This is a genomic window from Corynebacterium marambiense, from assembly GCF_016342275.1.
Taxonomy (GTDB): Bacteria; Actinomycetota; Actinomycetes; order Mycobacteriales; family Mycobacteriaceae; genus Corynebacterium; species Corynebacterium marambiense.
This window is the reverse complement of the sequence record NZ_JAEIOT010000016.1, coordinates 92,923-112,356: the sequence shown is the minus strand read 5'-3', so window position 1 is coordinate 112,356 and position 19,434 is coordinate 92,923. Positions and strand designations below refer to the sequence as shown.

The following is a 19,434-nucleotide window of genomic DNA, read 5'->3' as shown; positions in this document are numbered from 1 at the left end:
CCTATAGCCCCATCCCCAACACCCACCGAACGAAAACCCTAAGGACACCGACATGGCCATCGACAACATCCGGGCCTATTCCCACCTGACCGACGAGGACATCGCCGAGATCGGGCGTCGTCTCGACGCCATCAAGGCCGAGATCGAGGCGGACTTGGGCGAGGACGACGTCCGGTACATCAAGGGACTCATCCGGTTCCAACGCTCACTCGAGATCGCTGGGCGGGCGACGCTGCTGTTCAGCCACAAGAAACCGCTCTGGTGGGCGGGTAGCGGAATGCTCGCGGTCTCCAAGATCCTGGAGAACATGGAGATCGGGCACAACGTCATCCATGGGCAGTGGGACTGGATGAATGATCCGGAGATCCATTCGACCACCTGGGAATGGGACATGACCTGCCCGTCCTCCCAGTGGATGCACTCCCACAATTATGTTCACCACAAGTACACCAACATCATCGGCATGGACAACGACGTGGGATACGGCATCCTGCGGGTCACCCGCGACCGCAAGTGGACCCCGCAGCACGCGTTCCAGCCGGTGACCAACGTGGTTTTGGCATCGCTGTTCCAGTGGGCGATCGCGTTCTATGATGTGGAGCTCGGCCGCTATTTCGCGGGCAAGCAGGGTTGGGACGAGACGAAGGTCCGTTTCTGGGAGGCGGTGCACAAGTCAAAGCGGCAGGTGGTCAAGGACTATGTCATGTTCCCCGCGCTCTCCGGGCCGAACTATGTGCACACCGTCACCGCGAACGCTTTCGCCAACTGGATCCGCAGCGTGTGGGCGTACCTGGTGATTTTCTGTGGACACTTCCCCGACGAGACGGAGACGTTTACGAAGGAGCAGTACGCCACGGAGGACCACAACGAGTGGTATTTGCGGCAGATGCTCGGCTCGGCGAACTTCAAGGGTGGAAAGCTGCTGACGATTCTCTCCGGCAACCTGAACTACCAGATCGAGCACCACCTGTTCCCGGATATGCCCTCGAATCGGCTTGCGGAGGTCGGGAAGCGGGTCGAGGAGATCGCGCGCGAATTCGAGTTGCCCTACAACACCGATTCCTTCCCGATGCAGCTTCTCAAGGTGCAACGGACGTTGTTGAAGTTGTCGCTACCGAACAAGTATCTTGCGGCCGACCCGGACAATGCGCCGGAGGTACGGTCCAATGCGGCATTCACGAAGTATCCCGAGGTCGAGGAGAAGCTGCATGTCGGCGCCGCTGCCGATGGTGTCCGCAAAGGGTTGCGGACGGGCCTGAAGATGCTGGAGAAGCTCCGGCCCACGGTGGTCGAGGGCATCAGAGGCCTCACCGGTCGCAGTCCCTATCACACCCCTGTGGAGACGACCCGCCACTGACCACCCCACCAGCGGCGCCCGCCACGCCCGTCCCGCCCGCGATCAGCGGAGGGACGGGCGTGGCGTTTTCCGGTCAGGGTTTGATCTCGGCCTCGGTGGTCCAGGCGGCGTAGGTGAAGGGGCGTTGGCGCTGGTCCTTGTCGACGATGACTCCCCACACCCGGACTGCGAGGGCCGCCGTGATGACGGCGATGAACATCGCCAGGTAGCCCTGGGCGGCGAGGTCGGTGAACTCGACAGCGGCGATCATGCCGAACATCGGTGCCGCCATCGTCGTCGACAGGAACGCCCCCGCCCCGAGGAGAGCGAACGCCGCGACGGGCACACCGGGGAAGAACGGTTGGCAGAGAATCCCGATGACACCACCAGTCAGCGCTCCGAGTGCGAAGGCCGGGGTGAGGGTACCGCCGACGGTCCCGGCCCGGAAACACGCGAGAATCATGGCGCCACGGGCGATACCGAGGAGAAGCAGGACACCGATGGGCAGTCCGGTGGTGAACATGGTCTCCGCGGCCCAGCGCCCGTTCGCCGACACACCGGGCAGGAAATAGGCGGCGATCGCGCACAGGGTGAATACGAAGGGCATCTCCCAGAGGATGTTCGCGTCCCTGGGACGGGAGGCTGCGGCCTTGCGGGCGAGGATGCCGAACCAGTGCCCGGAGATCCCGGAGACGATGCCGACGAGTATCGCGGCGAGCAGCATGTCCGGATGTTCGTTGAGCGGTACCGAGTGGTAGATCGGGTGCGGGGCGACGAAGATGCCCGTCGTCGCTACAGCGGTTGCGGACGCGAGCATCGTGGACACCACCGTGCGGGTCGACATCTCGACCAGTAGCAGCTCCAGTGCGAACAGCGCGCCTGCGAGGGGGAGGTGGAAGCTCGCCGCCAGGCCCGCACCGGCGGCTGACGCCACGAGGATCCGACGGGCACCGGCGTCGATGGACAACGCTGTTGCGAGCCGGGATGCGACCATGCCGCCCATCAGTCGCGGGGCGTTCTCCCGGCCGACGGGAGCACCGGCGGCAACCGAGACGACCTGGGTGAATGCGGAGAGCGCTGTTTCAAACAGGGGCATCGGAGTGCCGTGCATCGCACCGGGGACCGAGACCGCGGGCCGGCCGAAGCGTTCGAGGAGATACCAGATCCAGGAGGTGATGACTCCGACGCAGATCAGGGTCACGGCTAGGCGCTCAGGGGACACGTTGCTGCCCGGATCCAGGACGATGAGGTGATGGGCACCGTAGACCCACTGCTCGGTGGCCACGATGAGCCGGTTACCCAAAGCGACGAGCAACCCGGTGAGTGCTCCGGCGACGATCGCCAGGACCGCGAGACGATTCAGCGGCGTCACGGTCATTGGAGGCCGGGCCACGGGGTTCGCTCCACCGGTCGGCTCGTTGTGGTGGGTATCCCGGTCGTGGTGGGCGTCGGTGAGCTGGCGCTCGGTCAACGGATTTCCCTGCTTGTCCTGTTCGCGGGAGTGCCCGCTACCTACCCACCAGCCCATGTCCTACCCCTGCCGGTCCCAGTCGTCGTTGCTGCGAAGTGCCTCAAGAAGGCGGCGGACCGCGGTGGCACGGCGCGCACTCGCCCCTTCGAGGGTATCGAGCGCGCATTCCGGGTCTGCGGGCGGACCCGCGTGCGTGCACCCCCGCGGGCAGTCGGCGACGGCGGCCGCGAGATCCTCGAAGACGCCCACGACCTGATCCGCGTCAACGTGTGCGAGGCCGAAGGAACGGATACCCGGTGTGTCGACGATCCAGCCACCGTGGGGTAGGGGGAGCGCTATCGACTGGGTCGAGGTGTGTCGTCCCTTGCCCACCCCGGACACCACACCGGTCGCCCGGTCGGCGTCGGGTACGAGGCGGTTCACCAGCGTCGATTTACCGACCCCCGAATGCCCGATCAGTGCGGTCACCGAGTGGTCGACGATCTCCTGGATGGGATCCAGGGGATCATCAATGCCGCAGACCACGACGGGGACGTTCAGGTCATGGAACTCGGCGGCGAACTCGGATGGGTCCGCGAGGTCCGATTTGGTGAGGCACAGGATGGGTTTCAGCCCCCCGACGAATGCGGCGACGAGGGCACGTTCGACGAATCCGGAGCGCGGCGGTGGATCGGCGACGGCGGAGACGATGAGCAGCTGCCGGGCGTTACCCACCACGATGCGTTCGTATGGGTCGGTGTCGTCGGCCGTCCGGCGCAGCACGCTGGTGCGGTCCTCGAGGCGCACTATCCGGGCGAGCGTCCCGGGTTCGCCGGAGGTGTCCCCGACGACCCCGACGCGGTCACCAACCACGATGGCGGTCCGGCCGAGTTCCCGGGCCCGCATGCACACCAGGGGATCGGAGTGTGGATCTGTGCCATCTAGGATGACTCCCCACCGGCCGCGGTCCTTGCTGACGACCATGCCGAACTCGGCGTCGTCGTGGGTGGGGCGTTCCTTCGTCCTGGGGCGCGTCCCCCGGCGGGGTGGACGCACGCGGACGTCGGATTCGTCCCAGTCGCGGCGTGCTCTACCCACGCTCGGACGCCTCATCGTCTGGTGCGAGCATCTCCGCCCACATCCGCTCGAATCCGGGGAGGGTCTTGCCGGTGGTCTCGATGTCGACAACCTCGACACCGGGAACCGCGAGCCCCAAGATCGCGCCCGCAGTGGCCATGCGGTGGTCGTGGTGCGACTCCCACACCCCGCCGTGCAGCGCGGATCCGCCTGTGGGGCGGATGTGCAGACCATCGGGAAGCTCGGTGCAGTCGCCGCCGAGGGAGTTGAGACCTTCGGACAACGCCTTCAACCGGTCCGTCTCGTGGCCGCGCAGGTGCGCGATGCCGGTGAGCTCGGAAGGGGAATCGGCCAGGGCGGCCAGCGCCGCGACCGTCGGCGTGAGCTCGCCGATGTCCCCGAGATCACGGGAGACACCGCGTAGTACGCCGTCGGCCGGACCGGTGACGGCGAGCGACCGGCGTCCGGTCCTCGGGTCAGTGGAGAGCTCCACCGCGCAGCCCATCTCGGTGAGAATCCCCCGGATGGCATCGCCGGCCTGGGTGGTGTGGGTGGGCCAGTCGTGGATACGGACCCGCCCGCCTGTTACTGCGGCGGCGGCGAGGAACGGGGTGGCGTTTGACAGGTCTGGTTCGACGAGCCAGGCCCGGGCACCGACGGGGCCCGGTCGGACCGTCCACCGGTTGGCAGCCGAGCAGTCGACACTCACCCCGGCTTCGCGCAGCATGGCGACGGTCATCTCGATGTGGGGTTGACTCGGGAGCCTGTCTCCGGTGTGTCGGACGGTGATGCCGTCGCTGAACCGGGCCCCCGCCAGCAGCAGCCCGGAGACGAACTGGCTCGATGCCGATGCGTCGATGTCCACGGTGCCGCCGCGCGGGGTGTCGGAGGCGTCGACGGTGAACGGGAGCCGGTCACCGGTGACCTCAACACCGAGATCACGCAGGGCATTGAGGATGGTGGACATGGGGCGTTTGCGGGCCTGTGGGTCGCCGTCGAAGTGCACCGGGGCTCCCGCCAGTGCCGCGACCGGGGGCACGAAACGCATGACCGTTCCTGCCAGACCGCAGTCGACCTCGCCGCCGCCGAGCTGGCCCGGATCGACCGTCAGCGCGGTGCCATCGTCGTTGGACGGGGTGATGGTGATGCCCATGCCACGCAGCGCGTTCATCATCAGTTCCGTGTCCCGGGAACGGAGTGCCCCACGGATCGTGGAGGGGCCGTCAGCCAGTGCCGCGAGCACCAGCGCCCGGTTCGTGATGGACTTCGAACCAGGGACCGTGACCTCGCAATCGACGGGCGCGGATGCGACGGGGGCGGACCACAGGGGTGGATCAGAGTGCTTCAGTGAATTCACTCCTCCATGATAGGGAATATGTGCGGCCGTTTCGTCCTGTTCACCACATCCGAAGCTCTCACCGGTGCGGCGACCGCGCTGCCCGGGGTCCGTTCGGTCGCCGCACCCCTGGGAACACCCCCGCCGCGGTACAACATCGCCCCCACACAGATCGTTCCGATCCTGCGCCCGGCGGGGCGCGTTCCGGAGGCGATCGACGTCGAGATCTCACCCGCGCGCTGGGGGCTGCTGCCGCACTGGAAAAAAGACGACGGCGGTCCGGTGCTGTTCAACGCTCGCGCCGAGAGCGCGCCGGACAAACCCTCTTTCCGGGATGCGTTCGACCACAGGAGGTGCGCGATTCCGCTCAACGGCTGGTACGAGTGGCGGGAGAAGCGGCCGTACTACGTGCACCCGGCGGAGGGGGATCCGGTGATGTGGGTCGCCGGGCTCTGGGACACCGGCCTGGACACCGTCTCCGCCACGATCATCACGACCACACCGGTCGGGGAACAGTTGACCCGGCTGCATGACCGCATGCCCCGGATTCTCGCCCCCGAGGAGGTGGCGATGTGGATCGGTGGTGCTGCGGAGCAGGCCCGGGATCTGCTCCGCCCGGCCCGCCCGGAGATGGTGTCGATGCTGTCACTTCGGGAGGTCGACCGCGCGGTGGGAAATGCGCGCAACGAGGGCCAGAACTGCTGAAACAGGGGGGCGTTTGAAACCTCTTGTGACGTGTCCTCTAGCGTGGGGGGCGTCTGAAAGAGTAGATTTCAGGCAGAAGGAAAATTATGTGCGAGAGATCACATAATTGTTAACTATCGCGAAAACCTGGAGTATCCAGGCATGCCACCCCTGGCAGTTTTACGGTGATGCAGAGAACCTGCCGCATCAATCCCAGGCTGAAGGCGGGTATGAGAGAAGTAGGAGAGAATGGTGGATAGAGGGCTATCTGAGAACGTCCGCGTGCCCACTTTTGGGGAATTAATAGAAATAGTTTCCAATAATGAAGGTGGGAAGCTAACTCCGGAGGACAGCGCCCGGGTGCGGGCGTACTTCCGGAAGCGGGGAGCAAATGATCTCCTCAACGGAACTCAACGATCCGGGTACTTTAGATCCGCATAGCGTGTTAGCTTCGGACGTCTCCGTTGTATCAGCACTGCTATGATCAGGGACATGGATGGCTATGATGATCCTAGTGGGCGAGCTGTTTCCCGTCGTATCGTGGAGACCTATGTGCAACGAACGAAATGGCTTCGTCGTCATATTGCTGTCATTGACCTTAGCGAAGGCATGTCTACGTGGGTGCTGAAACAGACATTTGACATTGATGTCGGCGCTTTCTGCAAAGCGTGGGGGGAGACTTCCGGTTCAGATAAAAATGACTCTTCATCCGACGACCATGTATATGTTCCGCTCTCATGGCGCACAAAAGCTAAACCTTATCTCGCTGTCGATACCTGCACTGCGGATGGTAGACGCCTCCGGATAATGAGCAGGTCGTTTAACAGTGATTTTTCAGTTGAGTACTTCCGTGACCAGGTTGAGAGGAATCAGTGGAATCGGAGGTGTGGGCTGGGGTACGTGGAAGAACTTTCTCACTGCTCCTGGTCCCCGGAAGTTGGTGGCGCTTCTCCGAGGAATGAAATCGTGCTACCGGAAGATGTGGTAGCCGAAATTCGCGAATCATCTGGCGGTGGGAGCGAGGTGTCAGGGATCGGCCAGCTCCGAGAGCAAAAGGGGGATGAGTGTGCCGCTCCGGTGATTTTGTTCGACCATTTGTGTGAGATGCATTCGCAAATTGTTCGAGTTCCTAAAGGGGTTGATTTCTCAATAATTAAATTATGGGAACGGTTTTTTCTCAGTACTGGATCGCCTTCTTTCTGGGGGAATCCCCTATTGGAGGTGAGTGCTTTTACTGTTCCTTTTGACGCGGTTAAAGTTGTTGTCCCGGATGATCTCAGATTACAGGAAATAGCTCTTTTTGAACACACCGCGCGGGATGATAATGGAAATTCTGTGGAGCCTATTTCCCCTGAGATTGAGGGGGATGGTTCATGGGGAATTTATTATCAGAAAGGTGGCTACCGTAGTAATGGGGCGAATGGGGGGGAGTCGCAGTATGTTTGGTCACTCGGTATAACTCCTCGACGTCGACATTTTCTTGGACCGGCTATATTGGTTTCCGCGCTCCTGCTGGTTTCTCAGCTTTACCAGGCATTTCGTCAGACCTTTGTTGTGAAAGGTGGTCTTGGCGGTAATGACGTTTCTTCCGAACTTTTTATAGCTGTTCTCATTTTTACATTAGGGATCGTCTGGTCTTCAAGAAAACAATCGGTAATTTATGACAGGATTATTTTTCCATATCGGATAGCATTATTAGCGCAAACGCTACTCTGTTCCTTATTTGTTCTTGCATGGGAGCAAATTAATTGGGCTTTAGTGGGGTTTGGGCACCTTTTTTCTGAGATTTTTGAAAAGGTGAGTGTTCCTGCGACTTTAGAAATGTGGATATCATTCATTTGGCTCATTTGGCTGTGCAACTTCGAGAACTCTATGTTCTTTTTTGAGTTTTATCGGCATGTGGAAAATGTTGAAACTACTTGGATTGCTACGGTTATTCAGATTGTGATGTGTTGGACGGTTGTTCTGCTATCGGCTCTATTGTTTTTTTCGTATGTTAGTGCTTTTGTATTTTCGGGGCGTAGAGGTTTGGATAGATCTATGTATTTAGGCAAACGGGTTAGAATAATTAAGAAATATCTAACAATGAAAAAAAGAGTTCTCCAGTGATGGATGACTGTATTTTCTAAACCCCGAACGACTGCTTGTTAATGATCGGCCAGAGGTCAACCATCTGACTCTGTTCTCCTGTCTACGATGGTGGGCCGGTTCGATCCAGGCTCCGATCGCGGTGTGCAACCGTTCATTCATTAACTGACCGTGATTGACAAATGTTTTCATCAGACTGCATGAGGATCCTGCGGCCGCGTTGCCACCGGCCCCACCACCGTCACCCCGTCAATCTCGAGCACCTGGTGTCCGTTAATCGGCGTGCCGTGAGTTTATCGGACGTGAAATTGGTTGCCCTGCCGGAACGCAAGGATAAGGCCGGGCGCAGTCTGACCTTTGAGCCAGCTGCGCGGCATAGCCGTCGAACATGCCGCACAGGTGCGGATTCTCTCGGTTGGGGGTTAATCACGGTCACATTCTCCGGCTCCGGTGGGCTAGCGCTCTCGGATGTTGCTCAGCTCTACTGCAACCTTAAGTGGATGAGGGGTAAGGGCAGAGAGTTGGGGGTGTGGGTAGTGGATTGGCTCTATTTTTAAATTTCTAGAGTTAATTTATGAAAAAAAGTGTCCAAAAGATAACTATAAAAACATCACACTCCCACTCTGTGTTTTTCCTTCTTGGAATAAGGGCGATGGGCCGCTACTCTTTTCTGCCCGCACAGATAAACTCGTTCTAGAGTGCATCCACGCACAGGTGGTGTGTGTGACCGCTTAATGCTGGTAAGAGTGGTTGGAGAAATTGTCCTACTATGTCACCCCCCTGTCGAACAGGCGGCGATTGGGCCGCTGCTCTTGGAGACACTGGAAACGGTACTTGTCTTCGCTACGATCATCACTACTAAAACGTGAGATGCTGTCGCTGCGGGAGGTCGACCGCGCGATGGGAAATGCGCGCAATGAGGGGTCGCAGTTGACCGATGACATCGGACGGATCCCCGGTTGACGGACGCTACCGCTCATCGAGACCGGTGGCAGGTCCCCGCGCAGGCGAGTACTGCGACCACCAGCACCGCAGACACCGCCCCGTAGGTCAGGGCGAGCGCTGTCCCGGAATCCGCGGCTCTGGTGATCCGGAGGAAAACGAAACCGAGGGCCGCTGAGCCCGTGATGAGACCGATGTTGCGCGCTAAACCGAGGATCCCGGCGGCAGTGCCCCTGCGGTTTTTATGGACGGACTCCAACAACGTCATGTTGTTCGCCGCCATGAACAGTTGGTAGCCCGGAGCGAGGAGAACCGTGCCCGCGACGTAACCGGGAACCCCGAGCCACGGTCCGCTGACCGCGAGAACCACCACGGCGACCCCCATCCACGCCAGCCCCATCACCGTCAACCCCGGGGCTGTGTCCCCGGTGACAAACCGTCCGGTTATCACGCCCGCGAACACAGACGTCAGGGGACCGAGTGCCATGAGCAAACCGATGTCTCGTGGTGCGAGATCGTGTGCAGCGGAGAGATAGAACGGGCCGATGACCAGGGTGCTCATCATCACCGCACCCACGACAACCATGAGGATCACTGCGCGCCGTACAGTCACAGATCCGAGCAACCACCCCGGTAGGAAAGGCTGCCGGCTCCGTTTCTCCACCCGGGACAACACAGAGACCGCGCCCACGGCCACCGCGAGCAGGCCGACCGTTCGCGCCGGGGAGCCCCCAGCTCCGCTACACGCCGTGGCGTACGCGAGTACCGCGACCATGAGCAATGCCGCTCCCACGACATCCGGCCGCCGCCGGACCGGATGCGTCTCACCGGTACCGGCACTCGTCGCGCGGAGCAGCACGGCGGTGGACAGCGACAGACACGCCAGCATCCAGAAGACGGCCCGCCAACCGATCGCATCCACAAGGACACCACCCAGGACCGGACCGGCGGCGGTTCCCATAGCAGTTGCCGAACCGAGCAGTCCCAGCCCGGAACCGGATCGTCGTGCCGTGAGCAGATCCCGAACGGCGGCGACCGAGAGCGCCGCGAGCGCCGCGCCCGCGGTGCCCTGGATCGCTCTCACGGCGAGGAGAACGCCGGGCGAGGGGGCCAGAGCACACAGTGCAGCTGTGACGGTGAACAGGATCGCCGCCCCGAGCAGCACGCGATCCCGACCGAGAAGATCACCCAGATACCCGACCACCGGCCCCACGGCCGTCATTCCCAGTAGGAAAGCGGTGACGATCCACCGCGCGGTCCCCGGATCGTCACCGGACCACGCGGCGACGGCGGGCAGGACCACGGGTACCGCGCTCACACCGATCTGGGCGGTGGTCGCGCACCAGGCCAGGGCCATGAGCCGCAGCGACCGGACGGTGTGGGAATCCGTGAACATGCTTCCACACTGGTTGCCCCGAGCCGTACCGGACAACGGGTGTTGCCGAAACCGGGAAATCCTGCTGTGCTGGGTGAATGACGTCGACCGCAGCCGGAACCGCACGCATCCTGGAGGAACTCGGCCCGCGGTTGCGGAGCACCCGGGAACAGCGCGGCCTGACGCTGGACGCTGTCGCCCGGAAAACGGGAGTATCGACGAGCACCCTCTCCCGGTTGGAGAACGGGCGGCGCCGCCCGAGCCTCGACCTGCTCCTGCCCCTGGCCCTCGTCTACCGGGTCGACCTTGACGCCCTCGTCGGTGTGCCGGGAACCGGGGAGCACCGCATCCGGATGCGGCCCAGAGTGATCCGGAGCCGGGTGGTCGTCCCGCTGACCGGACGGACGGCGGGTGCCCACACCTGGAAGATCATCGTCCGGCCCGACGAATCCGTACCTGAGCTACGCACCCACCCGGGCCGTGCGTGGATGTACGTGCTCTCCGGGCGGCTGCGCCTGATCGTCGGTGAGGATGACGTCGTTCTCGAACGGGGCGAGTGCGCCGAGTTCGACACGACGACCCCGCACTGGTTCGGTGGCGACGGGGCCTCGGGTGCGGAGATCATCACCGTCTTCGGTCCCCTCGGATCCGCTCCGCACCTCCGGTACGGCGGAGCACCGGACTGAGGGCGGTCTCAGCCCCGGGCCCAGATCCTCCCCTCCTCGTCCCACGACCAGCGCACCGGGTCACCGACCGCCACATCGGTCAGCCAGTAGGTCTCGCCGGGGTTCCAGCCGGCGACCACGGACGCTGTCCCGGCGTCCACGTCGATGGCTCTACCGGCGGCCGCCAGATATCCGAGATGGGTCAGGTGCACAGCGTCGTGGTGCTCCGCGACGGCGGCCCAGTCCGGGATCACCCACCGTCCCCGACGCCCCGTGGTGCGGTGCCAGTCGTGGTAGCGCTGCCGGGTGACCTCGACCGGGAACCGCCTGCAGAGATCCGCCCACGAGTCGGCACCGGTGATCTCGAGGATCCTGGCGTCTCCCGGGACGACGATCCGGCGCGTCTCCCGGGGCCCGAGGTCGAAGGTGTCCTCCTCGAACCAGAGAGCGGAGGGAGCACCGTCCGGGAGCGGGGCCGTGGTGGCCGGTGCCCCCATCGGAGCAGACCACCAGATCCCCGACACTTCTTTCTCCGGATCGAATGTCGCCGCCGCAGCGGCTTCCCGGGCGATCAGTCCGTCACGTTCCGCGGTGAGGCGTTTCCCGACCCCCGATGTCAGAGCGGTGGAGCCCCGCACCGACAGCGTCCACTGCCGCTCCGGATCGAACGGGGCCGTGAGGACGTCCATCAGTGGGGAGTCGGTGAGTTCCCCGGCGATCCGGAGCAGTGGTCCGCGCATCTCCGGGGCTGCCGCGAGGATCTGGGCACCGTACGGTTCCTGCCAGTAGGCGGCGTTGTCGACGGAGCAGGCCAGTGCGTCGCGCAGCACGGGCCACGTGATCTCCGCGAGTTCCACATCCCGGAATGCGGCGGCGATATCCCCGACATCAACGACGTCAGGGAGGCGGCCACCGGCACTGCAGTCGTGGGAAACCGGATTCCCCGGCGACGGGAAGGAAGAGGGGAAGTAGATGGTCCCCGCCCCGGATTCGACGTCGAGAGTCGCCGCCGCCCTGTGAAACAGGTTCAAAGGGCCTGACAGGCCCGTGTCGCCCTCCAGATTCAGCAGCAGGTCCCGGCCCCGAGGTCCGGAGACGAGCTGTTCAGCGGGATTCATGGTGGTTCCTTTCATCCCCCTCCGACCGGGGGTCCCGGGTCCCGGGCCCGGTGGAGTCGGGATAGTCAGTGTGCTCCCGGTGCCGCGACCGTGGCGAACCGTGCGCCGGTCACCGCCGCGAGATCACCCGGGGTGAGCTGGACGTCCAGGCCCCGGCGCCCACCGGAGACCAGGACCTCGCCGAACTCCAGCGCGGAGGAATCGATGACGGTGGGCAGGGCATTCTTCTGGCCGATGGGGGAGATCCCGCCGGTGACGTAGCCGGAGGACCGTTCGGCGTCGCGCGGCTCGGCCATGCAGATCTTCGACACGCCGAACGCCCGCGCGGCGGCCTTGAGATTGACGTGGCCGGTCACCGGGACGCACACCACCCCGAGCTTCCGTTTCGGCCCCGACCCGGCGGTCAGGTCCACCACCAGGGTCTTGAACAGCTGCCCCTCGTCTATCCCGAGGGGGCCGCACAGCTCGGCCGCGGCCTGCGCCCCGAAATGGTCGTGACCGGACTCGAAGGTGTGCACCGTGTGGTTCACGCCCGCCTCGTTCAGCACGACGAGGGCGGCGGTTCCTGCTCCGGGTGACTTCGACTTACGCTTCGACATACCGCCAGTTGTACGCGGGGGAACAGTGTTTTTCTACAATGGAGGGGATGTGCGCGTCGTTGGGAGACGCGCCTGCCGGACGCCGAAACCCGCCCCGTACCCGCGGGTGGGAGGGGTCGACAAGCAGAGGGAAGGGACGCAACGTCAATGCCGGAGACGATGACCGGTGCCGCCGAGCAAGCGGCCAGATTCGAGAAGGAGGCACTGCCCCTGCTCGACCAGCTCTACGGCGGTGCCCTGCGGATGACCCGAAACCCCGCGGACGCTGAGGACCTGGTCCAGGAGACCTACATGAAGGCCTTCCAGAAGTTCAGTTCCTTCACCCCGGGGACAAACCTCAAGGCCTGGCTGTACCGCATCATGACCAACACCTACATCAACTCCTACCGGAAGGCGCAGCGGCAACCCTCTCAGTTGCCGACGGAGGAGATCACCGACCATCAGCTGGTCGAGACGTCCTCGCACACCTCGGCGGGCCTGGCGTCGGCGGAGGTCGAGGCGCTGAAGAAGCTGCCCGATGCGCAGATCACCGACGCGTTGAACCAGCTTCCCGAGGATTACCGCATGGTGGTGTTCTACGCCGATGTGGAGGGGCTGGCGTACAAGGAGATTGCCGGGATCATGGACACCCCCATCGGGACCGTGATGAGCCGGTTGCACCGGGGAAGAAAACAGCTCCGCGGATTGTTGAAGGATGTGGCCCGCGAGCAGGGTATCGGACTGAACCATCCTGATCTCGTAGGTGAGCGTGGAGCCGCGTCGGGAGACGCGGACGTGGAGAAGGCACGGAAGGGAACGGACAAATGACGCAGCAGAATGAGAATGGCGGCCACATGCCGGACATGGCTGACTGCGGAGACGTCTACGAGTCCCTGTTCGAACTTCTTGACGGTGAAGCCACGCCTGAGCGGCGTGCGGTTCTGCGTGCCCACATCGAGGCCTGTCCGGGGTGCTTCACGCAACTCGGTATCGAGGAGGAGATTCGGGAGCTCATGCGGCGTTGCTGCTGTGCACATGCGCCCGTGACGTTGCGGCAGAAGATCATCCTCCGGCTTAGGGTCGAGCGTTACCGCGGTTGAACCATCTCCTGCGGACGCTACCGCAGAGCTCGATCATCTGTCGACGGAAAAGCCCCCTGCACACTGTGCAGGGGGCTTTCGGGTCAGGGTCCGATCAGGAATTGGGCCGCTTGCCGTGGTTGGCCTTGTTCTTGCGACGGTCCTTACGCTTGCGTCCACGCTTGCTCATGGTGTTCCTCCAGGAAGGTATCGGGGTATGCCACGGCGGGACCGTAGCATGACGGTCAGGGGATCCTGCCGTGTGGTGTTCATGATCGTCACCGGACAGGGACCGAAGGATCGGTCCCTGTCCGGAGTGACAAATGTCGTTGATTATACGCAGTGGGGCCGGTGACACGAAATATCCGGTACCTCGGACGCCCGGTGAGGCGCGGGTACCGGATGTTTCGGGTGCTACTGGGTGTTACTTGACGGCTGCGCGGGTGCGGGTGCGTCCACGATTGCGGCGGCGCTTGAGTGCACGGCGCTCGTCCTCGCTCATGCCGCCCCAGACGCCGGCGTCCTGGCCGGACTCGAGGGCCCAGGTGAGGCACTCGGAGGTGACGGGGCACCGGTTGCAGACGACCTTCGCGGTCGCGATCTGGGCCAGAGCGGGCCCGGAGTTGCCGACGGGGAAGAAAAGCTCGGGGTCTTCGTCGCGGCAGACTGCCTTATGACGCCAATCCATGGGTGAATCTCCTTCAGAAAATACGTGTCTTTTGTCAGACATTCGGCATGGCGGAACCCTTTCCGACGGTTGGTGTCTCGGGGTGTCGGGAAGCCGGGCGGTGAGCCGCCTGGGGCGGTTCCCGTGCTGGTCCACCGGGCCGGCCGGGAGTGGTCGTCCACTCCGGTCATGGTCCCGGCATCATGCCACAAAATGAACCCGGGCTTAACGCCGGGTGTCTGTGCTACTGCAAGATAATGACACGTACACATAGGCGCCCGCTAGGGTTCGACCTATAAAAGTGGCTAAGATCACACCTAGCCGTTATCTGCAGGCGACACAACATCGATGACGTCGACGTGGGAACTCAGTCGCAGCTTCTTTGTTTTGCCCGCTGATTCACCGTCTACCTGCCATTTCAATGGTCGTGGGGAAGTGAGTGTGAGCTTACTAATATCGTCAACTCGAATCTCCCGTAGGTCCACCCGGAGTGGTCGCCAGATCTTGTTCCCGATCCCGGTGGCGTGCAGCAATGCCACCAGTCCACCGGGTCCCTCGATGTCTCGCAGGGCATAGAGAGACAATCCCGCGTCGAGCTTCTGCTCCGGATTGGTCACCACAGCCATCGGGCCCGCGTACGTCCAGGGGTTCGTATTAGACACGATGAGGAAGGGGACCTCGCTGCCCGTGCGGAGCCCCTCAGCTGAGTGCGCCGAGTAGGTGATGGCCGGAGGGCGGCGCCGGAGGCGCTGCCAGGCGGTCGCCGTCACCATCGCGTACCTCCACGGCGTCGCCGCCTTGCCTGCGTCCCGCAGATCCTCCATGAGAGCGATGGCATTCGCATCCAGACCGAATCCCGCATTCACGCAGAACCAGCGGTCCTCGATGTGCCCGAGCGGAAGGCGCCGGTAGGTATCCGAGAGAATGAGGTCGCGCAACTGTCTGGCGGCCACCGCGGGATCATTGGGTAGTCCCAGGGCGCGGGCGAACACGTTGGCGGATCCCGTCGGTACCACCGCGACCTTCGGTAATTCGCCGGGCCCGGGCCGGCTCTCCGGATCGCGCCCCACGAGTCCGTTGATCACCTCATTCACCGTACCGTCCCCACCCACGACGACCACGACGTCGACGTCTGCGCGCGTCAGGCCTGTGCAGATGTCCTCCGCGTGCCCGGCGTACTGGGTGAATACCGAGGTCAGTTCGGTAGCTTTCAGAAGTGGGGTCACCACCTGGCGGGTGATCTGGGGCGTCAGGGCCGTCGAGTTGGGGTTGGAGAGCATCAAGGCACGCATGGCGTCGAGTGTAACCCCGCGCACATGGAAGGCGCGCACCCACGCGGTAGGCTTGGGATGTGACTGATTCCTACCGCGACGTGCCCAGTTCCTCGTCTGTGTCCCCGGAAACCGGTGACCAGACAGAATCTCAGAAGCCGCCGGCGGACATCCGGCGAGCTGGGGTACTCGGTATCTGTGAGTCCCTCGTCGGGCTCGCGTACGCGGTGTTCCTCATCTTCCGGGAGATCACTGGTCAACATGACTACGGGACCGTCACCTCGGACGGCAGTGAGAATGCCTTCGTCGGCTACGGAACCGCTGCGTTCTTCATCGCGGTGTTCGGAACGGTGGCCGCGGCAGGCTTCGCGCTCCGGCGGGGCCGCCGCTGGGGGCGGGGACCCGTGGTCATCCTCCAGATGCTGCTGCTGCCCGTCTCCTGGTACATCGCGTCTGCGGGCCTGATCGTCCCCGCGGTCATCGTTGCGGTGTGCGCCCTGCTTGGCCTCTACCTCACGTTCAACGGCAGATCGCTCAGCTGGGCGGCCGGCGTCTTCAGCTGACGAGCGCCACTACCTCGCCGCCGTCCCCACGCTTCTCCACGAGCACATCACCGACGAGTGACAGGGTCACCTGTCCCGTATAGCCACCCCGGTCCACCGGGATGACTCGATCGATCTCCTCAGTGTCCCAGTTGGCCACGGCGATTCCCGCTGCCGTGGGGAAGAGCAGGCGGTCCCCGACGGCGACGCCCGTGCCCAGTGCATCGTGGAAGTAGTGGTCGAGGACCAGCGAATCGGGTTTGAACAGGTAGAGCCTCTCCCCGTCGAACCACGTCAGGTGGTGTGGCAGATCAGCGACCACGGGTGAAAACAGATTCCCGGACGAATCCACCAGGGGCGCCGCCGGAACCACCGCGACCCCGGTCTCGTTTCCGTCGAGGTTGAAGCCCGTCATTCGTGGCTGCTCACCACCCACCGCGTCACGGTAGACCACGGCCCCCTCCTGTCCAGCCGCGACAACCTGGGACCTCGCCCCACCGAGGAACACCTGGGTCTTGATCTCCGGCTTTCGGGAGTCATCCGGGACCCGATCCTGCATCCGCAGCCAGTACCCCGCAGCCTGGCCCTCGCTCGGGGGGCAGTACTCGACCACGGAGAGCAGGTCCTTGCGGGTCAGCGCAGAACTGATGGTGCAGTCCTCGTTCGGCTGCATGTTCGGTTCCTGCTTCGCCTCAACGTCACCGTACTCGACGGTGCGCACGAGATCGTTGCGCCAGAGTTCCACACGCTCGGTGGAGACGATGCCCACCGCGTCGTTCGAGCGGACCGGCACGGTCTCATCCGAGGCGACGGCGGATCGCGCCGCCCGGTACTCGCCGCTGGCGGCGTCGAGCCCGACGACGTCTCCGCACCCAACACCCGTCCGGTACGTGACGTAGACCCGGTCGAAGGCGGTACTCACGGAGCAGATCTCGTGGTTGTCGCGGTGGTATGACCAGACGGTGTCACCGGTCGCCGGGGCGGTGGCGGTCAAAGTGCCGCCCTCTGCGGTGAACACGAGCCCCGCCGCGGACTGGACCTGCGGTTGCCCGGGTACGGCGGAGTCCGGGGCGCGCCACGCCTCGTGCACCTGTTCGGGCGCTGCGGAGGGGGCCGAAGCCGCCACGTGGGGTTCCGCGGCGGTCTGCAGATCCGCCGCCCGGTTCTCCGAGGTCAGCCACACAGTGCCGACGCTGAGGAGCGCCACCGTGGTGATCACTGCGGCCGCGATGAGGTCGTTTCGGCTACGCTGCAGCACGACGGTGCCCTTCTCTTCGGGCCCCGTGGAAGTTCTGTTCATCGTTTGCCAACCCGTCCACCATGAGAGCCACTGTCCCGGTGGTGGCGGGAACCACCACCGCCGGATGGGCGGTCACGAGGCGGTCTGCGGCCGGTCGATCGGGCGCCGGCTGGCCGGGTCACGGAGGGGCCACCGAACACCTTGCGGGCGGGCCCGACGCTTTCACCCGCGCCCTCGGGGATGTCGAGTGCCTCGTACAGCTCCGGGGAGGTGGAGAACCATGCGGGAGGCTCCGGCTGGCCGAGATCGAGCTCCTTGTTGATCAGTTCCCACTTCACCAGCTCGTCGTATCCGACGAGTGTGATCGCGATCCCGGTGTGTCCTGCCCGGCCCGTGCGACCGATCCGGTGTACGTAGGTCATCTCGTCATCCGGGGTCTGATAGTTGATCACGTGGGTCACGTCGTCGATGTCTATCCCGCGTGCCGCGACATCCGTGGCGACGAGGATCTCGACGGTTCCCTCACGGAACGCGTTGAGGGACTTCTCCCGGGCCGGCTGACCCATGTCCCCGTGTACCGCGCCGACGGCGAAACCCCTTGCGGCGAGATCTTCCGCGATGGTGGCGCAGCTGCGCTTTGTGCGGGCGAAGATGATCGTGCGTCCCCGGCCCCGGCTCTGGAGCACCCGGGAGAGCACTGCTGTCTTGTCCATCCGGTGCGCCTGGAACACCACCTGGCGCGTACTTGCGTGGGTCGCGGCGGCCCCGACTTCCTCTGCCCGGATGTGTACCGGGCGGTCCATGAAAGTGCGGGCCAGCGCAATGATCGGTCCCGGCATCGTCGCCGAGAACAACATCGTCTGATGCTTGTGGGTCAGCGCCTTCAGCAGCTTCTCGATGTCGGGGAGGAAACCGAGGTCCAGCATCTCGTCGGCTTCGTCGAGCACGAGGACCGCGACGTGGTCGAGCTTCAGGCAGCCACGGTTGTATAGGTCGATCAGTCGACCGGGGGTGCCCACGACCACGTCGATGCCGTCCTCGAGCGCCTCGATCTGTTCGTCGTAGGGGCGGCCACCATAGATCGTCAGGATCCGCACGGGGAGATTTGTGGAGGCACTCCGGAGATCCTCACCGACCTGCACAGCGAGTTCCCGGGTGGGTGTGACGACGAGTGCCCGCGGGGTCCCGTCGAGTTCCTCCACACCCGCGTCATCGAAGACCCTGTCGAGGAGGGGGACACCGAAACCCATCGTCTTGCCCATTCCGGTCCGCGCCTGTCCGATCAGGTCTTTTCCGGCGAGTGCGAGCGGCAGAGTCAGCTCCTGGATGGCGAAGGTCCGGACCATGCCGACGGACGCCAGCGCATCGGTGATCTCCTTGGCGACGCCGAGTTCGGCGAACGTTGGCTTCAGCTTCTGTTCAGACACCCCTTCATAGTATCCACGTCGGTCCCCGGTAGACACCCCGGTACCCACAGCACCCCAACCCCTCAGTCCGGACCTGGCCGGGGCCTTACCTGGGGTCTGCAGCCTGCCGAGCTCCCGCGGTTTCGTCGTATCGAAGGCAGGCCCGCGTGTGCACCCGCACCGTGGTACGCGTAGGCTCCCCGGTGAAAACCTTCACTTTCGTGCCCTCCCGTCAGATCATGTCCGGACAGACCGGCAGGCCCACGGGCACGATGAATCCGAACGAAACCCGAGGAGACACGACGTGGACATCAAGATCGGTTTTTCCGACACCGCCCGCGAAGTGGTGGTTAGCAGCGACGAGGATCAGGACACCGTCGTCGAGCAGGTCACCGCAGCCCTGGCTGATGACGGGGGTGTGCTCCGGCTCACTGACGACAAGGGACGCGTCGTCCTCGCCCGGAACAGTCGTATCGCCTACGTCGAGGTCGGAACCACGACGTCACGTCCCGTCGGATTCCTGCACTGACCGCCTGACACCGGGCCGGTCGGTGCCACCGGTCACGGCCACCCACCGCAA

At 63.8% G+C, this 19,434-nt stretch carries 19 protein-coding genes; 8 read left to right on the top strand and 11 right to left on the bottom strand.

What is annotated here, in order from left to right; all coding sequences use genetic code 11:
• Window positions 1-52: 52 nt before the first annotated feature.
• A complete protein-coding gene (locus tag JDV76_RS11885; RefSeq protein ID WP_198737115.1) occupies window positions 53-1,357 on the top strand; it encodes a fatty acid desaturase family protein in 1,305 nt (434 codons plus the stop codon).
• Between the two features lie 73 nt (window positions 1,358-1,430).
• Here JDV76_RS11885 and JDV76_RS11880 read toward each other — a convergent pair whose 3' ends face one another.
• The 3 genes from JDV76_RS11880 to aroA form a co-directional block, all read right to left on the bottom strand.
• Entirely contained in the window at window positions 1,431-2,714 is a 1,284-nt protein-coding gene (locus tag JDV76_RS11880) for a chloride channel protein (protein ID WP_198737211.1), read from the bottom strand.
• Window positions 2,715-2,867: 153 nt separating this feature from the next.
• Window positions 2,868-3,884: a ribosome small subunit-dependent GTPase A gene (gene rsgA / locus JDV76_RS11875; protein ID WP_376992958.1), complete on the bottom strand. Its 1,017-nt coding sequence runs from the start codon at window positions 3,882-3,884 to the stop codon at window positions 2,868-2,870.
• On the bottom strand, window positions 3,877-5,220 hold the full coding sequence (gene aroA, locus JDV76_RS11870) for a 3-phosphoshikimate 1-carboxyvinyltransferase (protein ID WP_198737113.1): 1,344 nt from the start codon (window positions 5,218-5,220) through the stop codon (window positions 3,877-3,879). Before aroA ends, rsgA begins: the two co-directional genes overlap by 8 nt.
• Window positions 5,221-5,238: 18 nt before the next feature.
• Here aroA and JDV76_RS11865 point away from each other — a divergent pair, with 18 nt between their 5' ends.
• Window positions 5,239-5,904, top strand: coding sequence for an SOS response-associated peptidase (locus tag JDV76_RS11865; RefSeq protein WP_198737112.1), 666 nt, complete (start codon window positions 5,239-5,241; stop codon window positions 5,902-5,904).
• A 471-nt stretch (window positions 5,905-6,375) separates the two neighbouring features.
• Window positions 6,376-7,992 (top strand): hypothetical protein, encoded by a 1,617-nt coding sequence (locus JDV76_RS11860; RefSeq protein WP_198737111.1) that lies wholly within the window; start codon window positions 6,376-6,378, stop codon window positions 7,990-7,992.
• 955 nt (window positions 7,993-8,947) lie between these two features.
• Here JDV76_RS11860 and JDV76_RS11855 read toward each other — a convergent pair.
• Complete coding sequence (locus JDV76_RS11855; RefSeq protein ID WP_198737110.1) at window positions 8,948-10,309, bottom strand: MFS transporter; 1,362 nt, start codon at window positions 10,307-10,309, stop codon at window positions 8,948-8,950.
• Between the two features lie 77 nt (window positions 10,310-10,386).
• Here JDV76_RS11855 and JDV76_RS11850 point away from each other — a divergent pair, with 77 nt between their 5' ends.
• Window positions 10,387-10,974 (top strand): helix-turn-helix domain-containing protein, encoded by a 588-nt coding sequence (locus tag JDV76_RS11850; protein ID WP_198737109.1) that lies wholly within the window; start codon window positions 10,387-10,389, stop codon window positions 10,972-10,974.
• 8 nt (window positions 10,975-10,982) lie between these two features.
• On the opposite strand, the gene JDV76_RS11845 is transcribed toward JDV76_RS11850, so the two are convergent.
• Together JDV76_RS11845 and JDV76_RS11840 are read right to left on the bottom strand one after the other, a co-directional pair.
• On the bottom strand, window positions 10,983-12,071 hold the full coding sequence (locus tag JDV76_RS11845) for a hypothetical protein (RefSeq protein ID WP_198737108.1): 1,089 nt from the start codon (window positions 12,069-12,071) through the stop codon (window positions 10,983-10,985).
• 65 nt (window positions 12,072-12,136) lie between these two features.
• Window positions 12,137-12,670 (bottom strand): aminoacyl-tRNA deacylase, encoded by a 534-nt coding sequence (locus tag JDV76_RS11840; protein WP_198737107.1) that lies wholly within the window; start codon window positions 12,668-12,670, stop codon window positions 12,137-12,139.
• A gap of 147 nt (window positions 12,671-12,817) precedes the next feature.
• On the opposite strand from JDV76_RS11840, the gene JDV76_RS11835 reads away from it, so the two are divergent.
• Window positions 12,818-13,477, top strand: a complete 660-nt coding sequence (locus tag JDV76_RS11835; RefSeq protein WP_198737106.1) for a sigma-70 family RNA polymerase sigma factor — start codon at window positions 12,818-12,820, stop codon at window positions 13,475-13,477.
• The gene (rsrA, locus tag JDV76_RS11830; protein ID WP_232959398.1) at window positions 13,474-13,749 is read left to right on the top strand and encodes a mycothiol system anti-sigma-R factor; all 276 of its coding nucleotides are present in this window, start codon (window positions 13,474-13,476) and stop codon (window positions 13,747-13,749) included. The genes JDV76_RS11835 and rsrA overlap by 4 nt, the downstream gene beginning before the upstream one ends.
• Window positions 13,750-13,843: 94 nt before the next feature.
• Here the strand turns inward: rsrA and JDV76_RS13115 are convergent, their stop codons facing one another.
• From JDV76_RS13115 to JDV76_RS11820, 3 genes are all read right to left on the bottom strand, one after another.
• Window positions 13,844-13,918, bottom strand: a complete 75-nt coding sequence (locus JDV76_RS13115) for a 50S ribosomal protein bL37 (RefSeq protein WP_014300525.1) — start codon at window positions 13,916-13,918, stop codon at window positions 13,844-13,846.
• Between the two features lie 234 nt (window positions 13,919-14,152).
• The gene (locus tag JDV76_RS11825) at window positions 14,153-14,416 is read right to left on the bottom strand and encodes a WhiB family transcriptional regulator (protein WP_198737105.1); all 264 of its coding nucleotides are present in this window, start codon (window positions 14,414-14,416) and stop codon (window positions 14,153-14,155) included.
• A 296-nt stretch (window positions 14,417-14,712) separates the two neighbouring features.
• A complete protein-coding gene (locus JDV76_RS11820; RefSeq protein ID WP_198737104.1) occupies window positions 14,713-15,687 on the bottom strand; it encodes a diacylglycerol/lipid kinase family protein in 975 nt (324 codons plus the stop codon).
• Between the two features lie 59 nt (window positions 15,688-15,746).
• Between JDV76_RS11820 and JDV76_RS11815 the strand changes: the two genes are divergently transcribed.
• Window positions 15,747-16,229 carry a hypothetical protein gene (locus tag JDV76_RS11815; RefSeq protein ID WP_198737103.1) on the top strand — a complete coding sequence of 161 codons (483 nt, stop codon included), beginning with the start codon at window positions 15,747-15,749 and terminating at the stop codon, window positions 16,227-16,229.
• Here JDV76_RS11815 and JDV76_RS11810 read toward each other — a convergent pair.
• Together JDV76_RS11810 and JDV76_RS11805 are read right to left on the bottom strand one after the other, a co-directional pair.
• Window positions 16,222-17,508 (bottom strand): Rv3212 family protein, encoded by a 1,287-nt coding sequence (locus JDV76_RS11810; protein ID WP_198737102.1) that lies wholly within the window; start codon window positions 17,506-17,508, stop codon window positions 16,222-16,224. The genes JDV76_RS11815 and JDV76_RS11810 overlap by 8 nt on opposite strands.
• Window positions 17,505-18,875: a DEAD/DEAH box helicase gene (locus JDV76_RS11805; protein WP_198737101.1), complete on the bottom strand. Its 1,371-nt coding sequence runs from the start codon at window positions 18,873-18,875 to the stop codon at window positions 17,505-17,507. Before JDV76_RS11805 ends, JDV76_RS11810 begins: the two co-directional genes overlap by 4 nt.
• 283 nt (window positions 18,876-19,158) lie before the next feature.
• Between JDV76_RS11805 and JDV76_RS11800 the strand changes: the two genes are divergently transcribed.
• Window positions 19,159-19,383, top strand: coding sequence for a DUF3107 family protein (locus JDV76_RS11800; RefSeq protein ID WP_198737100.1), 225 nt, complete (start codon window positions 19,159-19,161; stop codon window positions 19,381-19,383).
• Window positions 19,384-19,434 lie beyond the last annotated feature (51 nt).

What these genes read in the sequence shown, in the direction of transcription:
- JDV76_RS11885 (WP_198737115.1), top strand. Translation starts at nt 53, where the DNA reads ATGGCCATCGACAACATCCGGGCCTATTCCCACCTGACCGACGAGGAC.
- JDV76_RS11880 (WP_198737211.1), bottom strand. Translation starts at nt 2,714, where the DNA reads ATGACCGTGACGCCGCTGAATCGTCTCGCGGTCCTGGCGATCGTCGCC.
- JDV76_RS11865 (WP_198737112.1), top strand. Translation starts at nt 5,239, where the DNA reads ATGTGCGGCCGTTTCGTCCTGTTCACCACATCCGAAGCTCTCACCGGT.
- JDV76_RS11860 (WP_198737111.1), top strand. Translation starts at nt 6,376, where the DNA reads ATGGATGGCTATGATGATCCTAGTGGGCGAGCTGTTTCCCGTCGTATC.
- JDV76_RS11855 (WP_198737110.1), bottom strand. Translation starts at nt 10,309, where the DNA reads ATGTTCACGGATTCCCACACCGTCCGGTCGCTGCGGCTCATGGCCCTG.
- JDV76_RS11850 (WP_198737109.1), top strand. Translation starts at nt 10,387, where the DNA reads ATGACGTCGACCGCAGCCGGAACCGCACGCATCCTGGAGGAACTCGGC.
- JDV76_RS11845 (WP_198737108.1), bottom strand. Translation starts at nt 12,071, where the DNA reads ATGAATCCCGCTGAACAGCTCGTCTCCGGACCTCGGGGCCGGGACCTG.
- JDV76_RS11840 (WP_198737107.1), bottom strand. Translation starts at nt 12,670, where the DNA reads ATGTCGAAGCGTAAGTCGAAGTCACCCGGAGCAGGAACCGCCGCCCTC.
- JDV76_RS11835 (WP_198737106.1), top strand. Translation starts at nt 12,818, where the DNA reads ATGCCGGAGACGATGACCGGTGCCGCCGAGCAAGCGGCCAGATTCGAG.
- rsrA (WP_232959398.1), top strand. Translation starts at nt 13,474, where the DNA reads ATGACGCAGCAGAATGAGAATGGCGGCCACATGCCGGACATGGCTGAC.
- JDV76_RS11825 (WP_198737105.1), bottom strand. Translation starts at nt 14,416, where the DNA reads ATGGATTGGCGTCATAAGGCAGTCTGCCGCGACGAAGACCCCGAGCTT.
- JDV76_RS11820 (WP_198737104.1), bottom strand. Translation starts at nt 15,687, where the DNA reads ATGCGTGCCTTGATGCTCTCCAACCCCAACTCGACGGCCCTGACGCCC.
- JDV76_RS11810 (WP_198737102.1), bottom strand. Translation starts at nt 17,508, where the DNA reads ATGAACAGAACTTCCACGGGGCCCGAAGAGAAGGGCACCGTCGTGCTG.